The organism is Methylobacterium sp. C1 (genome assembly GCF_001854385.1).
In the GTDB taxonomy this organism is placed as follows: domain Bacteria; phylum Pseudomonadota; class Alphaproteobacteria; order Rhizobiales; family Beijerinckiaceae; genus Methylobacterium; species Methylobacterium radiotolerans.
The window spans coordinates 124282-150119 of record NZ_CP017640.1 but is presented as its reverse complement, the minus strand read 5'-3'; the positions used below and the strand labels follow the sequence as shown (position 1 = coordinate 150119).

The window sequence follows — 25838 nt, the reverse complement described above, 5'->3', positions numbered from 1 at the left end:
CCTCGGAGGTCCGGTTCAGAAGGATCGGAGGGGCGCGGTGCGCAGGACATCCTGCGTCAGCGCCACGAGCTGGCTCGGACGGTAGGGCTTCGGCACGAAGACCGAGCCCGGAACCGCCTCGCAGGTTGCCAGGGAAGCCCGGCCCCCGGAGGTGTAGACCACCGGGAGATCGGGCGAGAGCCGGCGGGCGCACCGGGCGAGCGACAGGCCGTCCGTGTTGCGGGCCAGATCGATATCGGTGAAGAGCAGGTCGACGCTCTCCCGGGACAGGATCGCCTCGGCCTCCCAGGCATCGGCGGCGGTGAGCACCCGGTACCCCTCGTCGAGGAGCGCCTCGGCGGCCAGCTCGCACACGGTCGGCTCATCCTCGACGACCAGGATCGTGGCGACGCCCCGGTCCGGGACGGGCAGGGTCGGGCAGACGAAAGCGGCGGCGAACGGAACCATGACGCAACTCCCACTCACCCGGCGGGGGCACGATGTCCCCGAGCCGGATCGCTGGGGCAACGGCCCCTTCCGACGCGGCGTTCACCGTGTTTGCATCGAATTGCTCGGGTTTGGTGAGCGGCGCGTTAACCGCAGCCCGGCGTCCGTGAACGAAGGCGTTCGAATGGTTAACGGAGCGTTACCGGCCCGCGACGGCGAGGCCGAACGGTGAACCGCCGCTGGCAGCTGGGCGTCGGCCTGCTCCTCACCGGTATGGCGGGCTACGTCGACGCCCTCGGCTTCGTGAGACTGGGCGGCCTCTACACGTCGTTCATGAGCGGCAACACCACGCAGCTCGCCGTTCTCGGCGCCCAGGTCGAGCTGCACCGCATGATCCTCCCCGCGATCCTGATCCTCGCGTTCCTCACGGGATCGGTCCTGGGGAGCGGGCTGGCGATCCTCGTGCCGCCGCGGTGGACGACGCCGGCGGTCCTCGCCTACGAGTCCCTGCTGATCCTCGCCGGTCTGGGACTCGGCCTCCAGTCGCCCGAGCTCGGCCTCGCGGCCTTCTTCGTCGCCGTGGCGATGGGATCCCAGAACGCGGTGCTGGCGCAGGTGAAGGGGTTCAGGGCCGGCACGACCTTCGTGACCGGCGCGCTCTTCAGCCTCGGCCAGAAGATCGCGCAGGCCCTGACACGCACCGGGGATCCTCTCGGCTGGCTCGGCGACGCCTCCGTCTGGATCTCGCTGCTGTTCGGCGCCTATCTGGGCGCGCACGCCTACCAGCAGGTCGGCCTGTACGCGCTGATCGCCCCGGCGGCGATCTCGGGCGGGCTGGCGTTGATTACCGCGTTCCTGGTCTTGCGCACCGCGCCGCCGGCCGCGAAGGTCCCCCCGACATGAGCAGCCCCGTCAGCAACCCGTCCCTCACCAGTCACGTCGCCGCGCTGGAGCCCGGCGAGCACGTGCTCGCCGCGCACTTCCTCAAGGACGTGCCGGCCCTGGCGCTCAGCGACGGCACGGTCGCGCTGGTGCGGGCGGACGGGATCGCGCGCGTCGCCGCGCATCCCGACAGCGGGATCCTCGTCGCGGCCGGCGGTGTCGACCGGCTGGTCACGGGGGGCGACGACGGGCGCGTGGTGGCGATCCGCGCCGACGGGGGGATGGAGCAGCTCGGCCTCGCCAAGGGCGGTGCCTGGATCGACGCGCTGGCGGTCCATCCCGACGGTGGCGTGGCGTGGTCGGCCGGCCGCTCCGTCGTGGCCCGGGACGCCAAGGGCCGCGAGAAGACCTTCGAGGCGCCGTCCTCCGCGCGCGGCCTCGTCTTCGCGCCCAAGGGGTACCGGCTGGGTGTCGCCCACTACAACGGCGTGAGCCTCTGGTACCCCAATCTGGAGACGCCCGCCGAGGTGGTCACCTGGAAGGGCTCGCATATCGACGTGACGTGGTCGCCGGACGGGCGCTTCGTGGTGTCGACCATGCAGGAGAACAGCCTGCACGGCTGGCGCCTGCAGCCGGACCGCGGCCACATGCGGATGTCGGGCTATCCCGGCAAGGTCCGCTCCATGTCGTGGTCGTTCGACGGCAACTGGCTCGCCACGAGCGGGGCCGAGGCGGCGATCGTGTGGCCGTTCGACTCCAAGGAGGGTCCGACCGGCAAGGCGCCGCGCGAATGCGGCGTCCGCCCCGCCCGCGTCTCCCGCGTGGCCTTCCACCCTAGGGCGCCGGTGCTGGCCATGGGCTACGAGGACGGCTGCATCCTGCTCGTCCGCTTCACCGACGCGGCCGAGCTGCTGGTGCGCCCCGCCGTCCAGGGAAGCGGCGTGACGGCGCTCGGCTGGGACGCGCGCGGCGGCCGGCTGCTGTTCGGCTGCACCGACGGCAAGGCCGGCCTCCTGACGCTGCCGGGCTGAGCCCACGGAGGCGAGCGTCGTCGCGCCCGCGGCTGGAACCGGGGCCCCGTGCGTGCTCTTTGTCGGGGGTCGATTCCCCGCCGGAGGCCAGACATGTTTCGCGTGTTCCGCACCTTCGGCCTCGCCCTCGGCCTGCTCGGAGGCGTGGTCGCCGCGCAGGCCCCCGAATTCGCGCAGCAATACGCGCAGCGCCTCGGCGGCGCCGCCGACGAACTCCGTCGGCAGGTGGCGGTCCTCGAATCCGACGCGCAGGCCACCGGCACGACGCGCGAGGGCGCCATCGACCGGCTGCGCGCCAGCCCGGACCAGCTCGTCGCCCGCCGCGGTGAGGCCGCCCAGGCCGACATCGCCCGTCTCGCCCGCCTGCGCGCCCAGCAGCAGGCCCTGGCCGCGGCGACGAGCCCCCTCGGCCGGGTGGTGGCGATGCTGCGCGATCCCGACCTGCCGGTGGCCGAGGCCGCCTACCGCGAGTTCCGCCCGGCCGTACCCACGAGCGCCGACGGCCTCGCCGCGGGTCTGATCGGTTTTTTTGTCGCGTGGGGTGGCTGGCGCGTCGCCTCGGATGTCGGCCGACGAGCGGTCCGTCGGCGCCCGCGGGAATCCGCGACCGCGGCGTGAGCGCGGTTCGCGCGGGCAAGACTGTGGCGCAACGTCTACAGCGGCTTGCGCGAGCCTTGCGTATCGAGCAGGGATCCGGCCGTCCCGGTCCGGGAGAAGGCGCAAGATGCCGCGCGCGTCGAACTCCACCACCATCGATCCGGCGCTCGACGCCGCCGCGCTGCTGCGGCGCATCGGCTTCTTCGGCCTGTTCGTGGTTCTCCCGGTCCTGGCGCAGGTCGCGCGCCGCGCCTCGGTGATCCTCGCGCCGATCGCCGTGATCCTCCTGATCATCGCCAGCGTCATCGACCGGCGGCAGCGCCCGGTCCGCCCGGCGACCTACCGTCTCCTGACCGCTCCGGCCTTCCTGGCCGGCATGCTGGTCGTGCTGTGGTCGGCCCTGTCGCTCACCTGGACGCCCTTCCTCGGGCCCGCGCTGGAGCGGCTCGCCAATCTCGGCGCAACGATCGGCCTCGCCCTCCTGGGCTACCTCGCCCTCCCCGACCGGATGCGCTCGGCGAATCTCTACCTCCTGCCACTCGGCGTCGTGGCGGGGGCGATCGTGGCGATCATGCTCGGGCTGTTCGGCGCCCACCTCGCGCCGTCCGGCGTCGAGGATGACGGCGCGCTCGATCGCGGCCTTGTCCTGCTCATCCTGCTGCTCTGGCCGGCCCTCGCGTGGCTGCGATCCCGCCGCCGCGACCGGGAGGCGCTGGGCCTCGCGCTGCTGGTCGCCCTCGCCCTCACGGTCCAGCCGGACGGGACCCAGATCGCCGCCCTGTCGGTCGGCGCCGTCGCCTTCGCGCTGACGAGCTACCGCCAGGGGCTCGGCGTGATGCTCACCGCCACCCTCTCGGCCGCCCTGCTGGCCGCGGCGCCGCTGCTGCCCTTCCTGGCGCGGCCGGTGGGGGCCGCGCTGCTCGGGCCGGTCGCCCCCGCGGTGCTGTCGCTGAAGAGCTGGCAGAAGGTCGTGACCTCCGATCCGGTGCGGCTGATCACCGGGCACGGCTTCGAGACGGCCCTGCGCGGACGGCTGGTCGGCCTGCTGCCGGCCAACGCGCCGACAACGGCGCTCTTCGAGTTCTGGTACGAGCTCGGCATCGTCGGCGCGCTCGCTGCCGCCTTCGCCCTCTACGCCTCGATCCGGCGGGCCGGCCGGGACGGCCCGGCCCTGGTGCCCGGCGCGATGGGCTGCTTCGCGGCCGCCTTCACGGTGGCCTGCCTGAGCGTGGGGCTGACCGCGGTGTGGTGGCTGACCACCCTCGCCATCGCCATCGTGGTCTTCGTCGCGGTGGAGCGCGGCCAGTTCCGGACCAGTCGGCCGAAGGTCGCCAAGCTGCACCGCCTGCAGACGCGGGGGGAGTGAGCGGTCAGGCGCGCAGGAAGCCGTGCAGGCGGATCCAGGCCAGGAACAGGCCGGGCCACGCCGCCGCGGGTGTGCCGGGCGCGCCGAGGCCGAAGCCGTGGCCGCCGCGCTCGAACAGGTGCAGCTCGGCCGGGACCCGCGCCTTCCGCAGCGCCGAGAACATCAGCAGCGGATGGTCGGCCACTGCGACGGGATCGTCGATCGCCTGGACAAGGAAGGTCGGCGGCGTCTCCGGCCCGACCTGCAGGTCCACCGAGTAGGTCTTCATCTCGTCGGGGGTGACGTCGTCGCCGACCAGGATGCGGCGGGTCGCGGTCCGGTCGAACGGCTTGCGCATGGTGATGACCGGGTAGATCAGACCGGCCAGCGCGGGCCGGATCGGCTGGGCGTCGGTCGCGTCGACGCCCGCGTACAGGTCCCGGGCGCTCCCGACCGCGGTCTCGCCCATCAGGTGGCCGCCCGCCGAGAAGCCGAGGACGCCGACCCGCGCGGGATCGATGCCGAACTCCGCGCCGCGTGCCCGGACCAGCCGGAGGGCGCGCTGTGCGTCCTGACGCGGTGCGTCCGGTCCCGAGCCCCACCCCTCCGCCGGCAGGCGGTAGACGAGGAGGAAGACGGTGACGCCGGCGGCGTTCAGGACGCGGCCGACCGGGACGCCCTCGTTGCCGATGGCGATGAACTCGTACCCGCCGCCGGCCGCGACGATCATCGCGGCGCCGTTGGGATTGGCCGGCCGCATGACCAGCAGACAGGGTCGCGACACGCGCGTGATGTCGCCGAACGTCCCCTCGACGTAGCGGTAGCCGTCCGCGTGCGGTCCGTCACCGCCGCCCGGCGGCGCGCCGGGCCACAGCTCGATCACCTGCAGATCCGCGCCGGGGAGCGAGCGTGGCAGCGCCCGGACCGACTCGTGCGGGAGGGGCGGCGGTGCCGTCTCCGCGGCCCCTCCCGCCCCGGTGCCGCGCAGCCCGAGGGCGCTTCCGAGACCGGCGAGCAGGAAACGGCGGTCGAGGCGCAAGGGCATCTCCCGGATGCGGCCGCGGGCGGGACCGCCGCGCGGCGAACCCGGCTCCCGCAGGAGCGCGGGTGCAACGTCCGTCGGAGCGGCACGGGTTCCGTCGCGGCGGCGCGCCTCAGCCCTTCCGCGCGATGACCGCGACGTAGAAGCCGTCGGTCCCGGTCCGCAGCGGGCTCATCTGGATCCCGTGGGCCGTCTTCCGCACCGCTGCCCGGAGCGACTCCGGTCCTGCCGTCAGCACCTCATCGGCGGGGACGACGTCGAAGCGGCCGCGCCAGCCCGACAGGAGGCCGGAGACGGCCGCGTCGTTCTCGGCCGAGAGCAGCGAGCAGGTGATATAGACGATCCGCCCGCCGGGCCTGACCAGCCGCGCCGCCCGATCGAGGACCTGGGCCTGCTCGGTGGTCCGCAGCGCGAGGCTCCCGGGCCGCAGCCGCCACTTGGCATCGGGATTCCGGCGCCACGTGCCGGACCCGGTGCAGGGCGCGTCGACCACGACCCGGTCGACCTTGCCGTCGAGATCCGCGAGGACATCGGCCCGCGCCTTGCCGCTGCGCGGGGTCCGCACCTCGGCCTGCGCACCGGACCGGCGCAGGCGCTCGTGGATCGGCGCGAGCCGGCGCGGATCGCCGTCGGTGGCGATGAGGCGGGCGCTGTTCCCGGTCTCAGCCGCGAGCGCCAGGGTCTTGCCGCCGCCGCCCGCGCAGAGGTCGACGATGGTCTCCCCGGCGCGGGGCGCGGCGAGGAGCGCGGCGAGCTGCGAACCCTCGTCCTGGATCTCGTACCAGCCCTCAAGGAACTCCGCCTCGACGTGGAGCGCCGGACCGCGGCCGTCGGCGCCGATCGGGACGCGGAGGCCCGCCGGCGCGTGCGGTGTCGGCGCCGCGTCGAAGGCCGCGAGCGCCGGCAGGATCGCGTCGCGGTCGCCGCGCAGGGCGTTCACCCGGATATCGAGGGGCGCCCGCCGCGCCAGCGCCTTCAGCTCCGGGACGAGGTCTTCGCCGAGCGTGGCCGTGAGGTCCGTGAGCACGAAGGCCGGGGCGTCCCCCGCCACTTCCGGAGGCGCGTCCTGCAGCGACCCGCCTTCGAGGCGCGCGCGCTCGTCGCCGCTGAGGGGGGCCGGCGCGAAGCGCTCGCCGGTGAACAGGTCCGCGACCGAAGCGGCGGCGAGTCCCTGCTGGAGGCGCAGCGTCCCGATCAGGATGGCGCGCGGCGTGTCCGCGCCCATGATCCAGGCCGCCGAGGCCCGCCGCCGCAGGGCGTCGTAGACGAGGCTGGCGATGCCCGCGCGGTCGCCCGAGCCGGCGAAGCGGTGGGCGAGGCCCCAGTCCTTGAGGGCGTCGGCGGCCGGTCGACGGCGCTCGGCGATATCGGTCAGGACTTCGATGGCGGCAGAGCAGCGAGCGGCGGGAGTCAGGGGTCAGATCCTTCGGAATGCGTCGACGACGACGTGAAACGGCCACGCTTGGCCCACGATGCCGCCACGTTACGGCCGAGCTTCCTGCACCTTCGCGGCGCAGACCGTGCTGCGGGCGGCTCGCCGTGCGGGCCGCCGCGTGTCGTATGGCATCCGCCCGCGCCGGACCAGACCGGTCCGTCGCCGGGCGCATCCCGGGAGTACCCAGCCCATGACGTCCACCGTTCGCGTCGCCCTCGCGGCCCTGGTCACCGCCACGCTCGCCGCCTGCGCGAGTGCGCCCGCCGCCCAGCCGGAGCTGACGCCGGTGCCGCGTCCGCGCGTCGATGCCAAGACGCAGCTGGAATACGGCAACCCGCCCCCGCCGCCCGGCCGCTACTGAGACGTCCGCGCGGGGGTGCGGTTCAGGCCGCTTCCCGCGCCCGGCGGGCCTCGTACGCCTTGAGGCCCGTGTAGACCGCGGTCAGGAGCGGGAACGGCACTTCCGGTGCCAGCCGCTCGCCGCGGGCGATCAGGTCGCCGATCACGTGGTCCGCCTCGATCCGGCCCCTGTTCTCGATGTCGCGCAGCATCGAGGCCGTGAAGGTCGAACCCGCCGCCGTCAGCTGCGCCCGCGCCCGCTCCGCCACGACGGCCCGCGGCTCGAAACCGCTCGCCGCCGCGACGCTCGTGCACTCCGCGTGCAGCGCAGTGATCAGCGCGGTGCCCCCAGGCGCCGCCACGATGTCGCCGACCGCGGCGCGCATGAGCGTGGTCGCCCCGGCGAGCGTCGCCAGGAACACCCACTTCTCCCACATCTCCTGCAGGATCACGTCGCTCAGGCGCGGCTGGAACTTGAGGCCGCGCATCAGCGCGTCGACCGCCTCGATCCGCGACGAGCGCGACCCGTCGCGCTCGCCGTAGGTGATGCTGCACAGCTCGCTCATGTGGCGGATCGCGCCGTCCGGCGCGAGCGTCGCGGCGATCGCGCAGGAGCCGCCGAGCACCCGCTCGGCGCCGAACCGGGCGTCGAGGACGTCGAGATGCGAAATGCCGTTGAGCACGGGCAGGATCGCGGTGTCGAGCCCGACGGCCGGCGCCAGGTCCGCGACGGCGCTGTCGAGGTCGTAGGCCTTGCACGACAGCAGGATCAGGTCGAACCGCCCGGCCCCGGCCAGCTTATCGGCCGTGACGGTGGGCGGATCGGGCAAGTGCAGGTCGCCGAGCGGCGAGCGGACGTTCAGGCCGTCCGCCGCCAGCTTCGCCGCCCGCGCCGGCCGCACCAGGAAGGTCACGTCGGCGCCCGCCTCGGCGAGGCGCGCCCCGTAATAGCCGCCGGTCGCGCCGGCCCCGACGATCAGCGTGCGCATCGGTCCCTCAAGTCCGCGACGGGTAGTTCGGGCTCTCGCGGGTGATCGTCACGTCGTGGACGTGGCTCTCGCGCAGGCCGGCATTGGTGATGCGGATGAACTGCGCCCGCTCCTGGAACTCGGGGATCGTGGCGCCGCCGACGTAGCCCATGGCGGCGCGCAGGCCGCCGGCGAGCTGGTGAAGGACGTTGCCCACCGGGCCCTTGTAGGGGACCTGCCCCTCGATTCCCTCCGGCACGAGCTTGTGCGTGTCGTTCACCTCGGCCTGGAAGTAGCGGTCGGCCGAGCCGCGGGCCATGGCGCCCACCGAGCCCATGCCGCGGTACGACTTGTACGAACGGCCCTGGTAGAGGAACACCTCGCCGGGCGCCTCGTCGGTCCCGGCGAGAAGCGAGCCCAGCATCGCCACGGAGGCGCCGGCCGCGATCGCCTTGGCGAGATCGCCGGAATACTTGATGCCGCCGTCGGCGATGACCGGGATATCGGCCTCGCCGGCCGCCTCGACGGCCTCCATCAGCGCGGTGAGCTGCGGCACGCCGACGCCCGCCACGATGCGGGTCGTGCAGATCGAGCCCGGGCCGATGCCGACCTTGATGGCGTCGGCGCCGGCGTCGATCAGCGCCTTGGCGCCGTCCCGCGTCGCGACGTTGCCGGCCACGACCTGCACGGCGTTCGAGAGCTGCTTCACCCGGGCGACGGCGTCGAGCACCTTGATCGAGTGGCCGTGGGCGGTGTCGACCACGATGACGTCGCAGCCGGCGTCGATCAGGCGCTCGGCCCGCTCGAAGCCGCTGTCGCCCGTCGTCGTGGCGGCGGCGACGCGCAGGCGGCCCTGCTCGTCCTTGACGGCGTTCGGGTAGGCGACGCGCTTCTCGATGTCCTTGACGGTGATCAGGCCGATGCAGCGGTAATGGTCGTCGACGACCAGCAGCTTCTCGATCCGGAACTGGTGGAGCAGCCGCTTGGCCTCGTCCTGCGTCACGCCCTCGCGGACCGTGATCAGGCGGTCGCGGGTCATCAGCTCGGCGACCGGCTGGTTGGAGTTCGTCGCGAAGCGGACGTCGCGGTTGGTCAGGATGCCGACGAGCTTGCCCCGCGAGCCGTTGGGGCCGCGCTCGACCACCGGGATCCCCGAGATGCGGTTGAGCTTCATCACCTCGAAGGCGTCGGCGAGGGTCTCGTCGGGGTGGATGGTGATGGGGTTCATCACCATGCCGGACTCGTACTTCTTGACGAGGCGGACCTGCTCGGCCTGCTCCGGCGGCTCGAGGTTGCGGTGGATGACGCCCATGCCGCCGTTGGCCGCCATGGCGATGGCCATCGGCGCCTCGGTGACGGTGTCCATCGCCGAGGCGAGGATCGGCAGGTTCAGGGGGATCGTGCGGGTCAGCCGCGAGGCGACGCTGACCTCGGTCGGCATCACCGAGGAGGCGGCGGGCCGCAGGAGCACGTCGTCGAAGGTGAGGCCCTCGATGATCGATGCGGTTTCTACTCGGGCCATGTGCCAACTTTCCTCGGACGGCGGCGCGTTGGGGGTCGCGCTACGGGATCGGGTTGGCAAGTGCCAGTATCACGGGCTCCGCGAGGGCGCCAATGCGCGGTTGATGCGTCGCAGCGCGAAAACGCGCATGGCTCGGGGCTTATCCACGCCCGGTCGAGGCGCGCGGCGGCGTCCTGACGGGATCTCAGCCGTCAGGACCGAGGCCCCCCGCCGTCTACCGAGGGGAGCGGGCACGGCGGCGAGCGGCCTAGCGCATCGCCGGCGCGGCCGGGCCCTTGTCGGTGTACTCGGGCGGCAGGCCGATATAGTCGCCGAGCATGCCGTCGATGCCCGGAGCGCGGCCGAACGCCTCGCAGTCGGGGTCGAGGGGCGCCTCGCCGAGGGTCGTGATGCGGATCCGGTCCCAGGTCGGGATCGTGTTGGGGGCCGTGAACGGGTCGTCGCCGGTCGCCAGCATGTAGCCGAAATCCTGGCCGAACTCGCCGGCGAGGTCGTAGGCGTCGCTGGCGCGGGAGAAGCGCGGCTGGCTGGTGAAGGAGTTCGCCGCGCCGCCCCACACCATGGCGGCCCGCTGCTCGCGACGCCGGTCCAGCGCCTCGGCCTCGACGGTCAGGCTGCCGAGCCCGATCGGCACGCGCGGGATCGGCACGCGCCCGACGCCCTCGGCGAAGCTCAGGCCGAGCTGCGACGCCACGGTCACGCCCGCGGAGCCCGCGATGGTCGCGCCGGCCCCGAGGAGATCGGTCGGCTCGACGCGGGTGACCTGCGCCCGCACGGTCAGGTCGGCATCACGGCTCGTGACGATGTCGTACTTCAGCGACAGGTCGTAGCAGAGCGCCCGGTCGGCGGCGTTCGCGATGAGGCGCCGCTCGGCCGCGGTCAGCGGGGCGGCACCGGACACGTCCGCGTGGAACGCCGTCGGGATGATGCGCACCGTGCGGGCCTTCGCCAGGGCCGGCCGGTCGACGTAGATCCGCGAGGCCGAGGCGACCTGATCGCTGGACTTCAGCCGGTCGTAGCGCGTGAGCGAGCCGCGATCGTTGAGCAGGACGGTGCCGCAGGCGGCCACCATCGACAGGAGGGCGACGCCGGCGGCGATCCGCGGCAGGGAGCGGATCTTGCTGGGGCTGGACTGCATCGAGTTCCTCGCGCGCCGGCCCCGGGCCGGCTGAAGCGGCCTCACGGACGCGTGATGGAAACTTAGCCATTGGAGCACCCGCGAAAAAGGTGGCTCCGCGCCGCTGCTCAACCTCTGTTGCACGATGGATACATTCGCGAAACACGAGGGTGCGAGGTGGCCGCGCTGCCGTGCAACCGCGGCGGCGCGCCATGCGTCTGCTGTGTGATGCCTGCCACCGCCCAAAGACCGCTCTGGATCGTCCCCCTGACGGTCGCCACCGCGCTGTTCATGGAGAACACCGATTCCACGGTGATCGCCACGGCGCTCCCGAGCATCGCGGCGAGCCTTCACGAGGACCCGATCGCCCTCAAGCTCGCGCTGACCTCCTACCTGGTCAGCCTCGCGATCTTCATCCCCGTGAGCGGCTGGATGGCGGACCGGTACGGGTCGCGGACCGTGTTCCGCGCGGCCCTCGTGGTGTTCATGGCGGGCTCGCTCGCCTGCGCGGCCGCGAACGGGCTCGCGTGGTTCGTCGCCGCGCGGTTCCTCCAGGGCATGGGCGGCGCCATGATGGTGCCGGTCGGACGGCTCGTGGTGCTGCGCAGCGTGCCGAAATCGCAGCTCGTCACGGCGCTGGCCTACCTGACCTTCCCGGCCCTCGTCGGCCCGGTGCTGGGTCCGCCGGTGGGCGGCCTGATCACCACGTGGTTCGACTGGCGCTGGATCTTCTTCATCAACCTGCCGATCGGCTGCGCCGGAATCGTCCTGGCGAGCCTGTACTTCGAGGATGTGCGCGAGCCGGAGCGGCCGCCCCTCGATCTCCTCGGCTTCGTGCTGCTCGGGACCGGCCTCGCCGCCCTGATGCTCGGCCTCGCCTCCCTCGGCCGCCACCTGCTGCCGGCGGCCGTCTCGTGGGGCTGCCTCGCCGCGGGCGCGGTGCTCCTGCCCCTCTACTGGGCGCATGCCCGGCGGGTGGCCTACCCGATCGTCCGGCTCGACCTGATGCAGCGGCCGACCTTCCGAGTCGCGGTGCTCGGCGGCAGCCTGTTCCGGATCGGCACCGGTGCCATCCCGTTCCTGCTGCCGCTGATGCTGCAGGTCGGCTTCGGGCTCGACGCGCTGCAGTCCGGCCTGATCACCTTCGCGGCGGCGGCCGGCGCGATGTTCGTGAAGACCCTGGGTCCGCGAATCCTGCGCCGCACCGGCTTCCGCGCGCTGATGGTCTGGAACGCGCTGCTCGCCTCGGCCTTCCTGGCGGTCAACGGGTTCTACACCGCGCAGACGTCCCACTGGATCATGGTGATCCTGCTGTTCGTCGGCGGCTGCTCGCGCTCCATCCAATTCACCTGCGTCAACGCCATCGCGTACGCCGATCTCGAATCGAAGGAGATGAGCGCGGCCACGAGCTTCGCCAGCGTCTGCCAGCAGCTGTCGCTGAGCCTCGGCGTCACGCTCGGCGCGCTGGCGCTCGAGGGAAATGCCGGGTTTCACGGTCGGACGGAGATCCAGGCGTCGGATTTCGGGCCCGCCTTCTTCGCCGTCGCCGTGATCTCGGCGGCCTCGGCACTGGCCTTCCGCAACCTGTCGCCGGATGCCGGCGCGGAGATCTCCGGGCGGAAGATGGCTGCCGCGCCGCCCGCCCCGACGACCGAGATGAGGCCGCGGCACGGCTGATCAGGCCGCGGCGCGGGCCGGCGGCCTGCCGGCAGCGCGCTTGCCGCCGTTCCGCGGCGCGCTGCCCTTGCCGGACGCCTTCGCGGCGGCGGGCTTCGCGCTCGGCGCCGCCGCGCGGGTTCCGGCGCGCCAGCCCTGCCAGCTGAGGGCGCCCGGACCGCTCAGGGCGTACATGAGGAACCCGCCCGCGAGGCCGAGATCGGCCAGCATCAGCGCGCGCTCGGCGACCGCGGCGGGTCCCACATAGTACCAGAACGGGTGGAGCACGAAGGCCGTCACGGCGGCGAACAGCGCGAGCGCCAAGCCGGTGAGCCCGGGCAGGACCCCGAGGATCAGGGCGAGCGGTCCGAATACCTGGACCAGCACGGCGGCGGTGGCGACGCCATTGGGAAACGGCATCCCGGCCCCCGCGAGCGTCAGCGCGAATCCCGACACGTTGAGCGCCCGGGCGATCCCGGTCGGCAGGAGCGCGGCGGCCAGCAGCAGGCGCGCGACGAGGAGGGTTCCGTCCTGGGCGCGGGCGAGCATGGGCGTGTCCGGTCGGCGGGGATCAGGACCGGAGCTTTGCAACTTTCCGCTGAAGACCGCGTTAAGGGCGCCCGTTCAACCGCCGACGCCGCCGCGGAAGAGTCGGCCGCGCTCGGTCCAGGCGACCACGAGGAGCGCCAGGGCGCCCAGACTGGCGTAGCCGATCGCCACGGGAAGCACCGTGCCGTCGAAGGACTGGCCGATCAGGAAGCCGCAGAGCGCGCCCAGGATCGTCGTGTAGAAACCCAGGAACGACGAGGCCGTGCCGGCGATGGCGCCGAGCGGCTCCAGCGCGAGGGCGTTGAAATTCGGCATCGCGAAGCTGATCAGGAACTGGTTCACCGCGAGGATCGAGAGGAACAGCGCCAGCGGCGGGTGGCCGCGATAGGCGAGGCCGACGCCGACCTGCACCAAGCCGACCAGCGTGAACGCGATGACGCCGCTGTGCGACATCGCTCGCATCCCGAGCCGCCGGACCACGCGGGCGTTGATCAGCGTCGCCGCGCCCATGGCGCCGGCCACGAGCCCGAAGGCCAGCGGGAAGAGCGGGCCGAGGTGGTACAGGCCGGTATCGAAGACCTGCTGGGCCGAGCCGACGTAGCCCATGATGCAGCCGGTCATCAGCCCGAGCGCGGTGGCGTAGCCGACGGCGACGCGGGTCTTCAGCGTCAGCCGAATCGCCTCCCAGGTCGCGGCCGGCGAGAGCGGCCGGCGGTACTCCGGGTGCAGGGTCTCGGGCATCCGCAGGGAGAACCAGAGCGTCAGCCAGAAGGCGAGGACCAGCATCGAGACGAAGACGTAGACCCACGAGCCCAGCGCCAGCATCATGCCGCCGATCGCCGGCGCGATCATCGGGACGATCAGGAACACCATCATGGTGAGCGACATCACGCTCGCCATCTCGCGGCCGGCGAACCGGTCGCGCACGATCGCCACCGACAGCACCCGCCCGCCGGCGGCGCCGATGCCCTGGATGATCCGCGCGGCGAGCAGCCAGCCGAAACTCGGCGCCACCATGGCGAGGCCGCAGCCGACCACGTAAATGGCGAGGCTCGCCAGCAGCACCGGCCGGCGCCCGAGGGCGTCGGAGACCGGTCCGTAGACGATCTGCGCGAAGCCGAAGCCGATCATGTAGACGTAGACGAGGAGCTGCAGCCGGTTGGGATCGGGCACGGCGAAGCGCGCCTCGATGGCCGGGAACGCGGGCAGCAGGTTGTCGATGGAGATTGCCGTCACCGCCATCATCAGGGCGATGATGGCGACGAACTCGGCGAAGCCCGGCCCCGACCAGGGTCGCGGGGCGCGGACGTCCTGGACCGGCGGGACGGGCCGAATCGCGATGGTCACGGCGGGCTCTCGGAATGCGCTGGAACGCGCCGACCAGGGCTCGTCCTTCGCGGCGCAGTTGTGACAACCCTGCCCGCGCCGCGCAGTTCAGGCCGGCAGCGGGCGCAGGACCGGCTCGCTCGGTTTCCGACCGACGAAGGCGGCCATCATGGCGGCGACCAGGCAGAGCAGGCCGGCCGACACGAAGGCACCGAGATAGGTGCCGCTCTCGGTCCGGACCATGCCGGCGAGCCACGCCGCGGACGCCGCGCCGATCTGGTGCGCGGCCGCGATCCAGCCGAACATCAGCGCGGCGTTCTCCTCCCCGAAGGATTTGCCCGCGAGCTGGACGGTGGGCGGAACCGTGGCGATCCAGTCGAGCCCGTAGAAGACCGCGAACAGCGACAATCCGTAGAAGCTGTAATCGAACGAGTAGGGCAGGAAGATCAGCGAGAGGCCGCGCAGCCCGTAGTACCAGGCGAGGAGCTTGCGCGAGTCGAACCGGTCGGTGAGCCAGCCCGACGCCGTGGTGCCGATCAGGTCGCAGATCCCCATCAGCGCCAGAAGGCCGGCGGCCGTGACCTCGGCGATGCCGTGATCGATGCAGGCCGGGATCAGGTGGGTGCCGATCAGCCCGTTGGTCGAGGCGCCGCAGATGAAGAACGTCCCGGCGAGCAGCCAGAAATCCCGGGAGCGCAGGCCGATGCGCAGACCGCGAAGCGCCCGCACGGCCGGGTTCTCGGTCAGAACCGGCGTCGGCGTCACCGCGTCCTCGCCGTAGCGGGGTAGCCCGAGATCTGCCGGTCGGTCGCGCAGGAACAGAGCGGCCAGCGGGATCAACGCCAGGGTCGCGCCGGCGACCACCAGGGAGACGGACCGCCACCCCTGCCCCACCGCGATCGAGGCCAGCATCGGCAGGAAGACGAGCTGCCCCGTTGCGCTGCTCGCGGTCAGCAGGCCGAGCACGAGGCCCCGGCGCTTGGCGAACCAGCGACCTGCCACGGTGGCGCCGAGCACGTTGGCCACCATGCCGGATCCGGATCCGACGACCAGGCCCCAGAGCAGGACCATCTGCCACGGCGCGGTCATCAGGCTCGTGGCGGCGGTGCCGATCGCCAGTATCAGCAGCGCGCCGCAGACCGAGCGCCGCAGGCCGAACCGCTCGATGATCGCCACCGCGAACGGGCCGATCATCCCGTACAGGAAGATATTGAGCGCGATGCCGACGCCGATCGTGGCCGCCGTCCAGCCGAACTCCCGCTCCCAGGGGACGATCAGCACGCTCGGCGTGGCGCGGACCCCGGCCCCGACGAGCAGGACCAGGAAGGTCACCGCGACGACGGTCCAGGCATAGTGCAGGCGCGAGCCGGGGCGCGTCTCTGTCAGGGCGGTCATGGACGGGCTCCGGAAGCGGTGCAGATCGGTCAGGCGGCGGAGATCAGGGCCTCCGCCACCGCGGAGACGGTCGCGGGATCGACCCGGGCATTGATGCGGCTCTGCGCCTCGCGCCAGTAGGGCGTCGCGACCGCGAGAGCCTCCCGGCCCGACGCGGTCAGGGACACGCGGCGCTCGCGCGGATCCGCCGCGCCGGGGGTGATGGCGACGAGGCCGCGGCGCTTGAGCGGGTCGAGGTTGCGGCCCATCGTGGTCCGCTCCAGCGCCGCCTCGGCAGCGAGGCGCGAGACCGGGACCGGCCCGAGCCGGTCCAGATGGCGCAGGATCGCGAATTGCGTCACCCGGAGGCCGGTCGGCTTCAGGGCGGCGTCGTAGCTCGCCGTCAGCGCCCGCGTGGCGCGACGCAGGGCGGAGCAGGTGCACGGCTCGGGCGACGGGGCGCTCATGGCATAGGTGTATATGCACGCATCGCGCGCCCGGCAAGCCGACGCTGACGGTTCGCGACGATCGACACCCGTCGGCGCGGAAACGGCCGGGCGCCGTCATCGACACGGCCGGTCACGCTGCTATCGCTGGGGCGAGTGACCCGGTTCGGGAGAAGCGCGATGACACTCGAGACCGCGACGGCGTTGTCCTCCTCGGAGCAGAAGACGGCCCGCGCCGGGCTGATAGAGGCGGCCGCCGACATCGTCACCGAGCAGGGCGGCCCGGGCGGCTTCGTCCGCGACCTGTTCGGCCGCGTGACACCGGAGGATCTCGCCCCCTACGACGCCTCGGTCCTGGCGGACCTCGCCGCCCGCGCCCGCGCCTTCCTGTCCGAGCCCCGCAGGCCCGGCGACCCGGCGCGGATGCGCCTGAGCGACCGCGAGCTGGTGCGCGACGGCCGTCCGTGCGAGACGACGGTCCTCGAGGTCATCAACGACAACCGGCGATTCCTGCTGGACTCGACCCTGGCTGAACTGACCGAGCAGGGCCTCGCTCCGCAGCTCGTCGCGCACCCGATCCTCGGCGTGGAGCGGGACGGCGCGGGCGGGCTCATCCGGGTGGTCGGAGAGACGACCGCTGACGCGCAGGGGAGTCTCGCGCGCGAGAGCTTCATCCACATCCATCTCGACCGCCTGGCGGTTGAGACCGGCGAGCGGCTCCTGAACGCCCTCGCGGCCGTCTACCGCGACGTCGCCCTGGCGGGTGACGACCGCGACGCCATGCTGGCGCGCCTCACCGACCTCGCCGCCGATCTCGGGCGCGGGCCGACGCCGATGCCGGAAACGGAGACCGAGGAGGCGCGCGCCTTCCTCGAATGGCTGACGGACGGCCAGTTCCTCATCCTCGGCATGCAGGAGCACGGCATCGCCGGCGAAGCCCACCCACTGGTCGAGGGGTCGAGCCTCGGCGTGCTCCGCGATCCCGGCGCCACGCCCCTGCGCCGGGGCCGGACGCCGGTGGACTACACGCCGGAGATCCTCGCATTCCTGGAGGAGCCGCAGCCGCTGATCATCACCAAGGCCAGCGTGAAGTCGCGGGTCCACCGCTCGGCCTACCTGGACTATGTCGGCGTCAAGCTGTTCTCCGGCCTCGGCAAACTCTCGGGCGAGGTGCGGATCGTCGGCCTGTTCACCGCCTCCGCCTACACGAGCCCAGCCCGCGAGGTGCCCGTGCTGCGCCGGAAGGTGGAGGCCGTGGTCGATCGCGCCGGCCTGGACCCGACGAGCCATGCCGGCCGGAGCCTCCTCGCCGTGCTGGAGGGCTACCCGCGGGACGAGCTCTTCCAGATCGACAGCGAGCGGCTCTACCGGTTCACCCTGGCGATCGCCGCGCTGGCCGACCGGCCGCGGGTCCGCGTGCTGTCCCGCCCCGACCGGTTCGGCCGGTTCGTCTCGCTGCTCGTCTACGTCCCGAAGGACCGCTACGATTCCGCGGTTCGCGGCCGGATCGGCAGCTATCTGGCCGAGACCTACCGCGGGCGGCTCAGCGCGGCCTACCCCGACTATCCGGAAGGCTCGCTGGCCCGGATCCACTACATCATCGGCCTGCCCGATCAGGGCAGCCCCGAGCACGATCCCGCCTCCCTCGAGGCCGGGATCGTCGCCCTGGTCCGGACCTGGGGCGACGCGCTGCGGGCGGCGCTGGCCGAATCCCAGGGCGGCGACCGCGCGCGCCGGCTGGCCGCCCGATACGGCGACGCGTTCTCGGCCGCCTACCGGGACGATTTCCAGCCCGAGAGCGCCGTCGCGGACGTGCTGATCCTCGACGGCCTCGGTGAGACGCAGCCGCGGGCTGTCCATCTCGATCGGCGCCCCAGCGACGCCGCCGCGCAGGTCCGCCTAAAGGCGTTCTCGCGCGGCACGGCGATCGCGCTGTCCGACCGGGTCCCGGCGCTGGAGAATCTCGGCTTCCGCGTCCTCAACGAGCGCACGTACCAGATCGCGCCGTCCGGCACGGAGGAGGCCGCGCGGGTCTGGCTGCACGACATGCTGATCGAGCGCGCCACCGGCGCCCCGATCGACCTCGCGGCGCTGGAGCGGCCGCTGGAGGCGGCGATGCTCGCCATCGCGGACGGCATCGCGGAGTCCGACGGCTACAACCGGCTCGTCCTGGAGGCTGCCCTGCCCTGGCGGGAGGCGGCCCTGCTCCGGGCCCTCGGCCGCTACCTGCGCCAGCTGCGCATCCGCTACGGGCAGGACTATCTCGCGGGCACGCTGAGCCGCCACGCCGGGATCGCGCGCGCGATCGTGGCCCTGTTCCGCGCCCGGTTCGACCCCGCCCTCGCCGGCGACCGGACAGCCCAGGAGGCGGAGGTGCGCGCCGGCATCGAGACCGCCCTCGCCGGTGTCACGAGCCTCGACGACGACCGGATCCTGCGTCGGTTCGTCAATCTCGTCGAGGCGGCGGTGCGGACGAACTTCTACCAGACCGGCGCCGACGGGCAGCCTCGGGAGACGATCAGCTTCAAGTTCGCCTGCGCGAAGGTGACGGCGATGCCGCTGCCGCGGCCGTTCTTCGAGATCTTCGTCTACGCGCCCCGCGTCGAGGGCGTGCACCTGCGCTTCGGCTACGTCGCCCGTGGCGGGCTGCGCTGGTCCGACCGGCCGGAGGATTTCCGCACCGAGATCCTCGGCCTCGTGAAGGCCCAGCAGGTGAAGAACGCCGTGATCGTGCCGGTCGGCGCGAAGGGCGGCTTCTTCCCGAAGCGGCTGCCGCCGGCCTCCGACCGGGCCGGCTGGATGCAGGAGGGGACCGAGAGCTACCGGATCTTCATCCGCACGCTCCTCGAGCTGACCGACAACATCGTCGACAACGCCATCGTGCCGCCGCCCGACACGGTGCGGCACGATCCCGACGACGCCTATCTGGTGGTGGCGGCCGACAAGGGTACGGCCACCTTCTCGGACATCGCCAACGCCCTCTCGCTGGAGAAGGGCCACTGGCTGGGCGACGCGTTCGCGTCCGGCGGCAGCCAGGGCTACGACCACAAGGGCATGGGCATCACTGCCCGCGGCGCCTGGGAGGCGGTGCGCCGGCACTTCCGCGAGATCGATGTCGACGTGCAGACCGACCCCATCGTCACGGTCGGCGTCGGCGACATGTCGGGCGACGTGTTCGGCAACGGCATGCTGCTCTCCGCGAGCCTCCGCCTGATCGCGGCCTTCGACCACCGCGACATCTTCCTCGACCCGAACCCGGACGCCGCGCGCAGCTTCGCCGAGCGGCGGCGTCTGTTCGACCTGGGGCGGTCCTCCTGGGCGGACTACGACAGGAGCCTGATCTCGGACGGCGGCGGCGTGTTCTCGCGCAGCCTGAAGACCGTGCCGCTCTCGGACGCGATTCGGTCCGCACTGGGCTTCGATCGGTCCGAAGCGACGCCTACCGAATTGATGCTGGCGATCCTGAAGGCGCCCGCCGACCTGCTCTGGTTCGGCGGTATCGGCACCTATGTCCGGGCCACCACCGAGACCGACGAGGATGCCGGCGACCGCGCCAACGATGCCCTGCGCATCACCGGGCCGGAGCTGCGCGCGAAGGTCATCGGCGAGGGCGCGAATCTCGGCCTGACGCAGCGCGGACGCATCGAGGCGGCGCGCGCGGGCGTCCGGCTCAACACCGACGCCATCGACAACTCGGCCGGCGTGAACACCTCGGACGTCGAGGTCAATATCAAGATCGCGCTCATGACGCCGGAGCGGGACGGGAGGCTCAGCTACGAGGCGCGCAACGCCCTTCTCGCCGACATGACCGACGAGGTGGGGCGCCTCGTGCTGCGCAACAACGAGTTGCAGACGCTCGCCCTGTCCCTCGCCCAGCGCGGCGGCCTCGGCGAGACCGGCTTCGCGATGCGGACGATGCAGGCGCTGGAGGCGGAGGGGCGGCTCGACCGGGCGGTGGAGTTCCTGCCGGACGACGGCACGCTCGCCGAGCGCATGCGGCGGAACGAGGGGCTGACCCGGCCGGAATACGCGGTGCTGCTGGCCTACGCGAAGCTGTCGCTGCACGACGCGATCCTCGAGAGCGCCGTGCCGAACGACCCGTATTTCGACCGCGAGCTGCAGCGCTACTTCCCGAAAGCCCTGCGCGATCGCTTCCCGGACGCCGTCAAGGGCCATCGGCTGCGCCGCGAGATCATCGCCACGGCACTCGCCAACATCATCGTCAACCGCGGCGGCCCGTCGCTGGTGACGCGCCTCGTCGACGGCACCGGGGCCGACGCCGCGACCATCGCCAAGGCCTACGCGGTAACTCGCGACGCGTTCGGCCTGATGGAGCTGAACCTCGCCATCGACGGCCTCGCGGGCCGGGTCTCCGGCACGGGGCAGCTCGACCTCTACGCGGAGGTGCAGGATCTGCTGACGAACCGCATCGTGTGGTTCATCCGCAACCTCGACCTGAGCGGCGGCCTCGCGCCGGTGGTCGCCCGCTATAGGGACGGCATCGCCGCCGTGGAGGCGGCCCTGCCCAAGGTGCTCGGCGACGAGGCGCTGGCGACGATCGGCGCCCGCGAGTCTGAGCTGACCGGGCACGGCATGGCGCCGACCCAGGCGCGGCGCCTCGCCTCGCTCGGGGCGCTGGTCTCCGGCCCCGACATCGTCCGGGTGGCCGAGGCCAGCGGCCGGCCGGTCGAGGAGGTCGCGGCGACGCATTTCGCCCTGGAACACGCCTTCCGCCTGGACGATCTCGCCGCCGCGGCCCGGACCGTGCCGGTGGCCGACACGTTCGACCGCGTCGCCCTGGAGCGGGCGGGCGCCGGCATCGCCGCCGCGCACCGCAAGCTCACGGCCGAGGTGGTGGCGGATCTCGGCGCCGGGCCGGACGCGGTGGAGGCCTGGATCCGGGCGCGCGGCGCACCGCTCGCCCGGATCCGCGAGGCCGTCGACGCGATCAGCGCGTCCGGCCTGACGGTGTCCAAGGCGACCGTGGCGGCGAGCCTGCTCGGCGACCTCGTCCGGACCGACTGAGCGATCAGGCGCCGGGCGCGGATGCCGGGGCGGCGCCCTGGCGCCCGCGACTGACCGCGGTGAGCACCAGCCCGAGACCGGCGAGCGACACCGCCGCGGCGATCAGCGGCAGCTGGCCGTAACCGGCCCCGAGCGTCAGCGCCGTGCCGCCGATCCAGGCGCCGGCGGCGTTGCCGAGATTGAAGGCGCCCTGGTTCAACGTGGAGGCGAGGTTCGGGGCGTCGCTGGCCGCCTCCACGACCCAGATCTGCAGGGGCGAGACGAGGGCGAAGACCAGCCCCGACCAGAGCACCACCACCGCCACCGTGAGCACGGGATGGTGCGCGACCGCGGCGAGCACCAGCAGGGCCGCCACGATGCCCAGGAAACTGCCGATGATCGTAGCCATCGGACCGCGGTCGGCCAGATGGCCGCCCAGCAGATTGCCGACGGTCAGGCCTGTGCCGGCGGCGAACAGCACGCCGGTCACGCCCTGCGGCGTGAAACCGGTCACCCCGGTCAGGAACGGCGTGACGTAGGTGAACACCGTGAAGAAGCTCACCGAGGACAGGGTCGAGATCAGCATCGGCCGCAGCACCGGCCAGCGCCCGAGCGCGCGGAACTCGCTGACGAGCCGGCCGCGCGTCCCGGGGAGCCCATCCGGCACGCAGAGCTGGATCGCGAGCCCCGCCGCGAGCCCGATCACGACCACCGCCCAGAAGGTCGAGCGCCAGCCCGCCTCCTGCCCGAGGGCGGTGCCGAGCGGCACGCCGAGCACATTGGCGAGGGTGAGGCCCGCGAACATCAGCGAGACCGCCTGCGTCCGCTTCTCCCGCGGCACGAGATCCCGCGCCACGACGGCGCCGATGCCGAAGAACGCGCCGTGGGCGAAGGCCGTCAGGATCCGCGCGGCCATCAGGAGGCCGTAGCTGGGTGCCAGCGCGCAACCGAGGTTGCCCGCGAGGAACACGGCCATCAGCGCGAGGAGCGCGGTCTTGCGCGGCAGTCCCGCGGTAGCGATGGCCACGATCGGCGCGCCGACGACCACGCCCATGGCGTAGCCCGAGACCAGATAGCCCGCCTGCGGAATGGTGACGCCGAAGCTCTGCGCCACCTCCGGGAGCAGGCCCATGATGACGAATTCGGTGGTGCCGATCCCGAACGAGGCGACGGCGAGGGCGAGGATCGGCAGAGGCGGCACGGGGACGTCCTTCGGCGCGGGCGGGTTCCGATGGTGCAGAGCAGCATCGCAGCGCGGTCGCCGTTGGATAGCGTCGGGGGCGCGGCGCACAGTTGCGCGACGCGCAGGGGCACGGGACGTCGGTGCGCGTCCACCGCCGCGGCCCGATCAGGGTGCTGCCGATCGGTCGAGCGGCGCGCCGGGAACGCGGAACAGCCCAGTCCTTGGTCGTCCCCTTACTCGGCCAGCACCTTCTTCCGGCCCCGCGATTTGGCGGCCGGCGCGGGCGGCGCCTCGGGTGCGGCCGCGGTCCCGCCGCGGGTCTTGCGGCGCTGCTGTCCGAGGCCGAGGGCGCGGGCCAGCTCGGATCGCTGCGCCGAATAGCTCGCCGCGGTCATCGGATAGTCCCGCGGCAAACCCCACTTCTCGCGGTAGGCCTCGGGCGTCAGGCCGCGCAGCGTCAGGTGCCGCCGGAGCGTCTTGTACGGCTTCCCGTCCTCGAAGCTGACAATATGATCAGTCGTGACCGACTTGCGGATCTGGGACGGACTTAATTTTTCAACCGCCGAATTCGCGGCGCGACCTTGAGTTGTCAAACCGTTCAGCGCCGCGTGGATCCCGCCGATCAATCCGGGAAGTTCCGACACCGGAACGGAATTGTTCGACACGTAAGCGGCGACGATATCGACTGCGAGCCCGATCGCCGGGCCGTGCTCGCTGCCTGCGTTCTCACTCACGTCAAACCTCAGGAGTTACAGTTGTTCGGGTCGATCAATCCCTATCGGATGCGATCGAAGTCTGAGCGTCTTTAGCATAGTATACGCGAAATCTCAATCGTATTCGTGATGGACAAGTCAGATCGCTGCGTCGCTGCCGGATCCTGCCGCCACGAGGCCGTTGACGGGCCATTAACCACGTCGCCGCTAGGGTTCGTTAACCATGCCGGCAACCTGTTCTGGGGCGGCGTGACCTGTGATCTCCGCACGCGGGTGCCGGGGACTTTGGCGGAGACCGGGATCAGGTGCGGACGGCGGCTGACCGGTGGGAACGGCGGAGGATGCGGCTCGTCGCGGCGGCGCTCGGAGTCGCGCTCGCGGCGCCCGCGGCAGCCCAGCGGTTCGATGCGACGAGCCCTGTCACCGGGCAGCCCGACAATCCCGGTATCGGCCAGGACACGGCCCCGAACGGTCTGCCCGCGCTCAAGCGCAGCATCCCGGACGGCCTGAACCGCGACCAGACCCGCGGCGCGCTCGGCGGCGACGCGACCGGCGGCGAGCAGACCGGCGGCGACAGCCTCCGATCACCGCTCTCGCCCCCCGCGCCCACGCAGATCCCGGGTCAGCCCGGCTTGTCCCAGCTCAGCACCCGCGTCACCACGGGGGGACGGCGCACCGGCGGATCCTCGACGGCGCCGGCCAACCTCGCGCCGTCGACCCTCCTGCGCACGCGGGCCGCGCCGCCGCGGCGGATCGGCTCCGCGACGCGGCGAGTGACCCAGGACGTGACGCAGATCCCGCCGCCGGCGCTGCGGCTGACGCCGGTGGTCCAACAGGCAGTGGTCGGCGTTCCGAACCCGCAGGTCGTGACGCCGATCCGGCCGACCCTCCCGTTCCAGTCCATCGCGCCGGCTCTCGGGCTCCTGACCCCGGGCTTCATCCTTGGCACCGACCTGGCGCGCGCGATCCCGACCGACCCGGCCTACGCGCCGATCGGCTATCAGGTCGGGACCTTCACGGTGCTCCCGACCTTCGCGCAGAGCGTCGGCTACGACACGAATCCGGACCAGACCACCCGCCAGATCGCCAAGGGCTCGGTCGCGCTGCGCACCGACGCCACGGTCGACTTCCGCAGCAACTGGGCCTCCAGCTCGCTCCAGGGCTCTCTCCGGGGATCCTACCTGGAGACGCCGCAGAACGAGGCGGCGAGCCGCCCCGCGGCCGACGGCGTGGTCCGGCTGCGCATCGACGCCAACCGGGACCTGCGCATCGACGCGGAGGGGCGGTTCCTGGTGGACACGCAGCGGACGTCGAGCGCCAACCTCCAGGCCGCCACCGCCACGACGCGGCCGCTCCTGGCCGTCTACGGCGGTTCGCTCGGGGCCACGGAGACGTTCAACCGCCTGTCGGTCACCCTGCGTGGGTCCGTCGACCGCTCCGAGTTCGACAATGCGCGCCTCGCGGACGGGACGATCGTCAACCAGTCCGACCGCAACCTGAACCAGTACAGCCTGCAACTGCGCACGGCCTACGAGATCAATCCGGATTTCAGCCCGTTCATCGATCTGCTCGGCGATACGCGCGTCTACGACCAGCGCTTCGACGCGACGGGCATCCGACGGGATTCGGACGGCATCGCGGTCGCCTTCGGAACGAGCATCGGCCTCGCGCGCTCGGTGACGGGCGAGATCTCGGCCGGCATCCAGCACCGGACCTACGTCGATCCGAGCCTGCGCGACATCAACGCCCCGCTGCTCAACGCGGCCCTCGTCTGGGCGGCGAGCCCGCTCACCACCGTGCGGTTCACCGCCGCGACCGGCGTTACCGAGACGACGATCCCGGGCTCCAGCGGCGTGCTCACCGAGGTCGCCACGCTGGAAGTGCAGCATGACCTGCTGCGCAACCTCTCGATCGTCCTCGGCGGATCGTATCTCCGGAACGACTACCAGAGCAGCAGCATCCGCGAGAACGGCTTCTCGGCGACCGCGCGGCTCGACTACCACTTCACCCGCTGGCTGACCCTGCGCGGCACTTACATCTATCAGAAGTTTGACAGCACGGTCGCCGGATCCAGCTTCCGGGAGAACACCTTCCTGCTCGGCCTGCGGGTGAACCCCTGAGGCGGCGTCAGAACCGTTCCGTCCAGGGACGCAGTTCCAGCTCGGAGGTCCAGACGCTTCGGTCCTGACGCAGGAGGTCGCGATAGGCCCGGGCGATGGCGTCGGGATCGAGGTGGCTGTCGGGCGCCTCCGGCGGCTCGCCGCCGCGGGCCGGATTGCGGATCGCGCCGTCGATCACGATGTGGGCGACGTGAATGCCCCGGGGCTGCAATTCGCGAGCGAGGCTCTGGCCGAGTCCCCGCAGGGCGAACTTCCCCATGGCGAACGGCGACGACTCGGCGAAGCCCTTCACGCTCGCCGACGCGCCGGTCAGCAGGATCGCGCCGTGGCGGCGCGGCAGCATCCGGCGCGCCGCGGCCTGCGCCACCAGGAATCCGCCATACGCCGACACCATCAGGGCCCGGGCAACCGCGTCCGGATCGAGGTCGGCGACCGGGCCGCGGAGGCGGCCGCTCGCGTTGTAGACGACGACGTCCGGGGGGCCGCCGAGCGCGGGTTCGAGGCGGGCGAACAGGGCCTCGACCTCCGCGGGCTGGCTGGCGTCGCAGGCGTGGACCGCCGCGCCCGTCTCGGCCGCCAGCGCGGCGAGCTTGTCGACGTTCCGGGCGGCGAGGCCGACCGCCATGCCGTCGGCCGCAAGCACGCGCGCGAGCGACGCGCTGAGGCCGGAGCCTGCCCCGACGATCAGGGCTCTTGAATAGGTCGGGATCATCGTGCCCTCCTCCGCTGGCCCGCCCCGGGCCGATAGGAACCTTTTCGGTCG

The 25838-nt window shown here is 72.4% G+C and carries 21 protein-coding genes; 8 read left to right on the top strand and 13 right to left on the bottom strand.

Translation table 11 applies throughout. The annotated features are described in order from the left end of the window. Positions 1 to 15: 15 nt before the first annotated feature. Positions 16 to 447 carry a response regulator gene (locus BKE41_RS00690; protein WP_012317120.1) on the bottom strand — a complete coding sequence of 144 codons (432 nt, stop codon included), beginning with the start codon at positions 445 to 447 and terminating at the stop codon, positions 16 to 18. A 207-nt stretch (positions 448 to 654) separates the two neighbouring features. Here BKE41_RS00690 and BKE41_RS00685 point away from each other — a divergent pair, with 207 nt between their 5' ends. The 4 genes from BKE41_RS00685 (at position 655) to BKE41_RS00670 (ending at position 4302) form a co-directional block, all read left to right on the top strand. Beyond that, positions 655 to 1329: a YoaK family protein gene (locus tag BKE41_RS00685; RefSeq protein WP_012317119.1), complete on the top strand. Its 675-nt coding sequence runs from the start codon at positions 655 to 657 to the stop codon at positions 1327 to 1329. Then, positions 1326 to 2339 (top strand): WD40 repeat domain-containing protein, encoded by a 1014-nt coding sequence (locus BKE41_RS00680; RefSeq protein ID WP_070998264.1) that lies wholly within the window; start codon positions 1326 to 1328, stop codon positions 2337 to 2339. The genes BKE41_RS00685 and BKE41_RS00680 overlap by 4 nt, the downstream gene beginning before the upstream one ends. A 93-nt stretch (positions 2340 to 2432) precedes the next feature. Beyond that, complete coding sequence (locus BKE41_RS00675; RefSeq protein WP_070998262.1) at positions 2433 to 2957, top strand: DUF2937 family protein; 525 nt, start codon at positions 2433 to 2435, stop codon at positions 2955 to 2957. Positions 2958 to 3063: 106 nt separating this feature from the next. Next, on the top strand, positions 3064 to 4302 hold the full coding sequence (locus tag BKE41_RS00670) for a hypothetical protein (RefSeq protein WP_058607565.1): 1239 nt from the start codon (positions 3064 to 3066) through the stop codon (positions 4300 to 4302). Positions 4303 to 4306: 4 nt separating this feature from the next. Here the strand turns inward: BKE41_RS00670 and BKE41_RS00665 are convergent, their stop codons facing one another. Both BKE41_RS00665 and BKE41_RS00660 read right to left on the bottom strand, forming a co-directional pair. After that, a complete protein-coding gene (locus BKE41_RS00665; protein WP_029359083.1) occupies positions 4307 to 5320 on the bottom strand; it encodes an alpha/beta hydrolase in 1014 nt (337 codons plus the stop codon). 115 nt (positions 5321 to 5435) lie between these two features. Further along, entirely contained in the window at positions 5436 to 6737 is a 1302-nt protein-coding gene (locus tag BKE41_RS00660) for an RsmB/NOP family class I SAM-dependent RNA methyltransferase (RefSeq protein WP_070998260.1), read from the bottom strand. 211 nt (positions 6738 to 6948) lie between these two features. Between BKE41_RS00660 and BKE41_RS31505 the strand changes: the two genes are divergently transcribed. Then, positions 6949 to 7119, top strand: a complete 171-nt coding sequence (locus BKE41_RS31505) for a hypothetical protein (RefSeq protein ID WP_012317113.1) — start codon at positions 6949 to 6951, stop codon at positions 7117 to 7119. A gap of 22 nt (positions 7120 to 7141) precedes the next feature. Here the strand turns inward: BKE41_RS31505 and panE are convergent, their stop codons facing one another. The 3 genes from panE to BKE41_RS00645 form a co-directional block, all read right to left on the bottom strand. After that, a complete protein-coding gene (gene panE, locus BKE41_RS00655) occupies positions 7142 to 8086 on the bottom strand; it encodes a 2-dehydropantoate 2-reductase (RefSeq protein WP_070998258.1) in 945 nt (314 codons plus the stop codon). A 7-nt stretch (positions 8087 to 8093) separates the two neighbouring features. Further along, positions 8094 to 9587, bottom strand: coding sequence for an IMP dehydrogenase (gene guaB / locus BKE41_RS00650; RefSeq protein WP_012317111.1), 1494 nt, complete (start codon positions 9585 to 9587; stop codon positions 8094 to 8096). Between the two features lie 247 nt (positions 9588 to 9834). Next, on the bottom strand, positions 9835 to 10725 hold the full coding sequence (locus BKE41_RS00645; protein WP_012317110.1) for a DUF3313 domain-containing protein: 891 nt from the start codon (positions 10723 to 10725) through the stop codon (positions 9835 to 9837). A gap of 207 nt (positions 10726 to 10932) precedes the next feature. Here BKE41_RS00645 and BKE41_RS00640 point away from each other — a divergent pair, with 207 nt between their 5' ends. Next, the gene (locus tag BKE41_RS00640) at positions 10933 to 12381 is read left to right on the top strand and encodes an MFS transporter (protein WP_059410079.1); all 1449 of its coding nucleotides are present in this window, start codon (positions 10933 to 10935) and stop codon (positions 12379 to 12381) included. Here the strand turns inward: BKE41_RS00640 and BKE41_RS00635 are convergent, their stop codons facing one another. From BKE41_RS00635 to BKE41_RS00620, 4 genes are all read right to left on the bottom strand, one after another. Further along, positions 12382 to 12909 (bottom strand): DoxX family protein, encoded by a 528-nt coding sequence (locus BKE41_RS00635; RefSeq protein ID WP_012317108.1) that lies wholly within the window; start codon positions 12907 to 12909, stop codon positions 12382 to 12384. Positions 12910 to 12984: 75 nt separating this feature from the next. Beyond that, complete coding sequence (locus BKE41_RS00630; protein ID WP_041372450.1) at positions 12985 to 14151, bottom strand: multidrug effflux MFS transporter; 1167 nt, start codon at positions 14149 to 14151, stop codon at positions 12985 to 12987. Positions 14152 to 14343: 192 nt separating this feature from the next. Continuing rightward, positions 14344 to 15630, bottom strand: coding sequence for an MFS transporter (locus BKE41_RS00625; protein WP_070998256.1), 1287 nt, complete (start codon positions 15628 to 15630; stop codon positions 14344 to 14346). A 29-nt stretch (positions 15631 to 15659) separates the two neighbouring features. Beyond that, positions 15660 to 16076, bottom strand: coding sequence for a MarR family winged helix-turn-helix transcriptional regulator (locus tag BKE41_RS00620; protein WP_070998254.1), 417 nt, complete (start codon positions 16074 to 16076; stop codon positions 15660 to 15662). A 159-nt stretch (positions 16077 to 16235) separates the two neighbouring features. On the opposite strand from BKE41_RS00620, the gene BKE41_RS00615 reads away from it, so the two are divergent. Beyond that, on the top strand, positions 16236 to 21080 hold the full coding sequence (locus BKE41_RS00615; RefSeq protein WP_070998252.1) for an NAD-glutamate dehydrogenase: 4845 nt from the start codon (positions 16236 to 16238) through the stop codon (positions 21078 to 21080). 4 nt (positions 21081 to 21084) lie between these two features. On the opposite strand, the gene BKE41_RS00610 is transcribed toward BKE41_RS00615, so the two are convergent. Both BKE41_RS00610 and BKE41_RS00605 read right to left on the bottom strand, forming a co-directional pair. Further along, a complete protein-coding gene (locus tag BKE41_RS00610) occupies positions 21085 to 22260 on the bottom strand; it encodes an MFS transporter (RefSeq protein ID WP_012317103.1) in 1176 nt (391 codons plus the stop codon). 215 nt (positions 22261 to 22475) lie between these two features. Continuing rightward, the gene (locus tag BKE41_RS00605; protein WP_024827887.1) at positions 22476 to 22976 is read right to left on the bottom strand and encodes a MucR family transcriptional regulator; all 501 of its coding nucleotides are present in this window, start codon (positions 22974 to 22976) and stop codon (positions 22476 to 22478) included. Positions 22977 to 23296: 320 nt separating this feature from the next. On the opposite strand from BKE41_RS00605, the gene BKE41_RS00600 reads away from it, so the two are divergent. Beyond that, positions 23297 to 25075: an outer membrane beta-barrel protein gene (locus BKE41_RS00600; protein ID WP_024827888.1), complete on the top strand. Its 1779-nt coding sequence runs from the start codon at positions 23297 to 23299 to the stop codon at positions 25073 to 25075. Positions 25076 to 25082: 7 nt separating this feature from the next. On the opposite strand, the gene BKE41_RS00595 is transcribed toward BKE41_RS00600, so the two are convergent. After that, a complete protein-coding gene (locus tag BKE41_RS00595) occupies positions 25083 to 25787 on the bottom strand; it encodes an SDR family NAD(P)-dependent oxidoreductase (RefSeq protein WP_024827889.1) in 705 nt (234 codons plus the stop codon). Positions 25788 to 25838 lie beyond the last annotated feature (51 nt).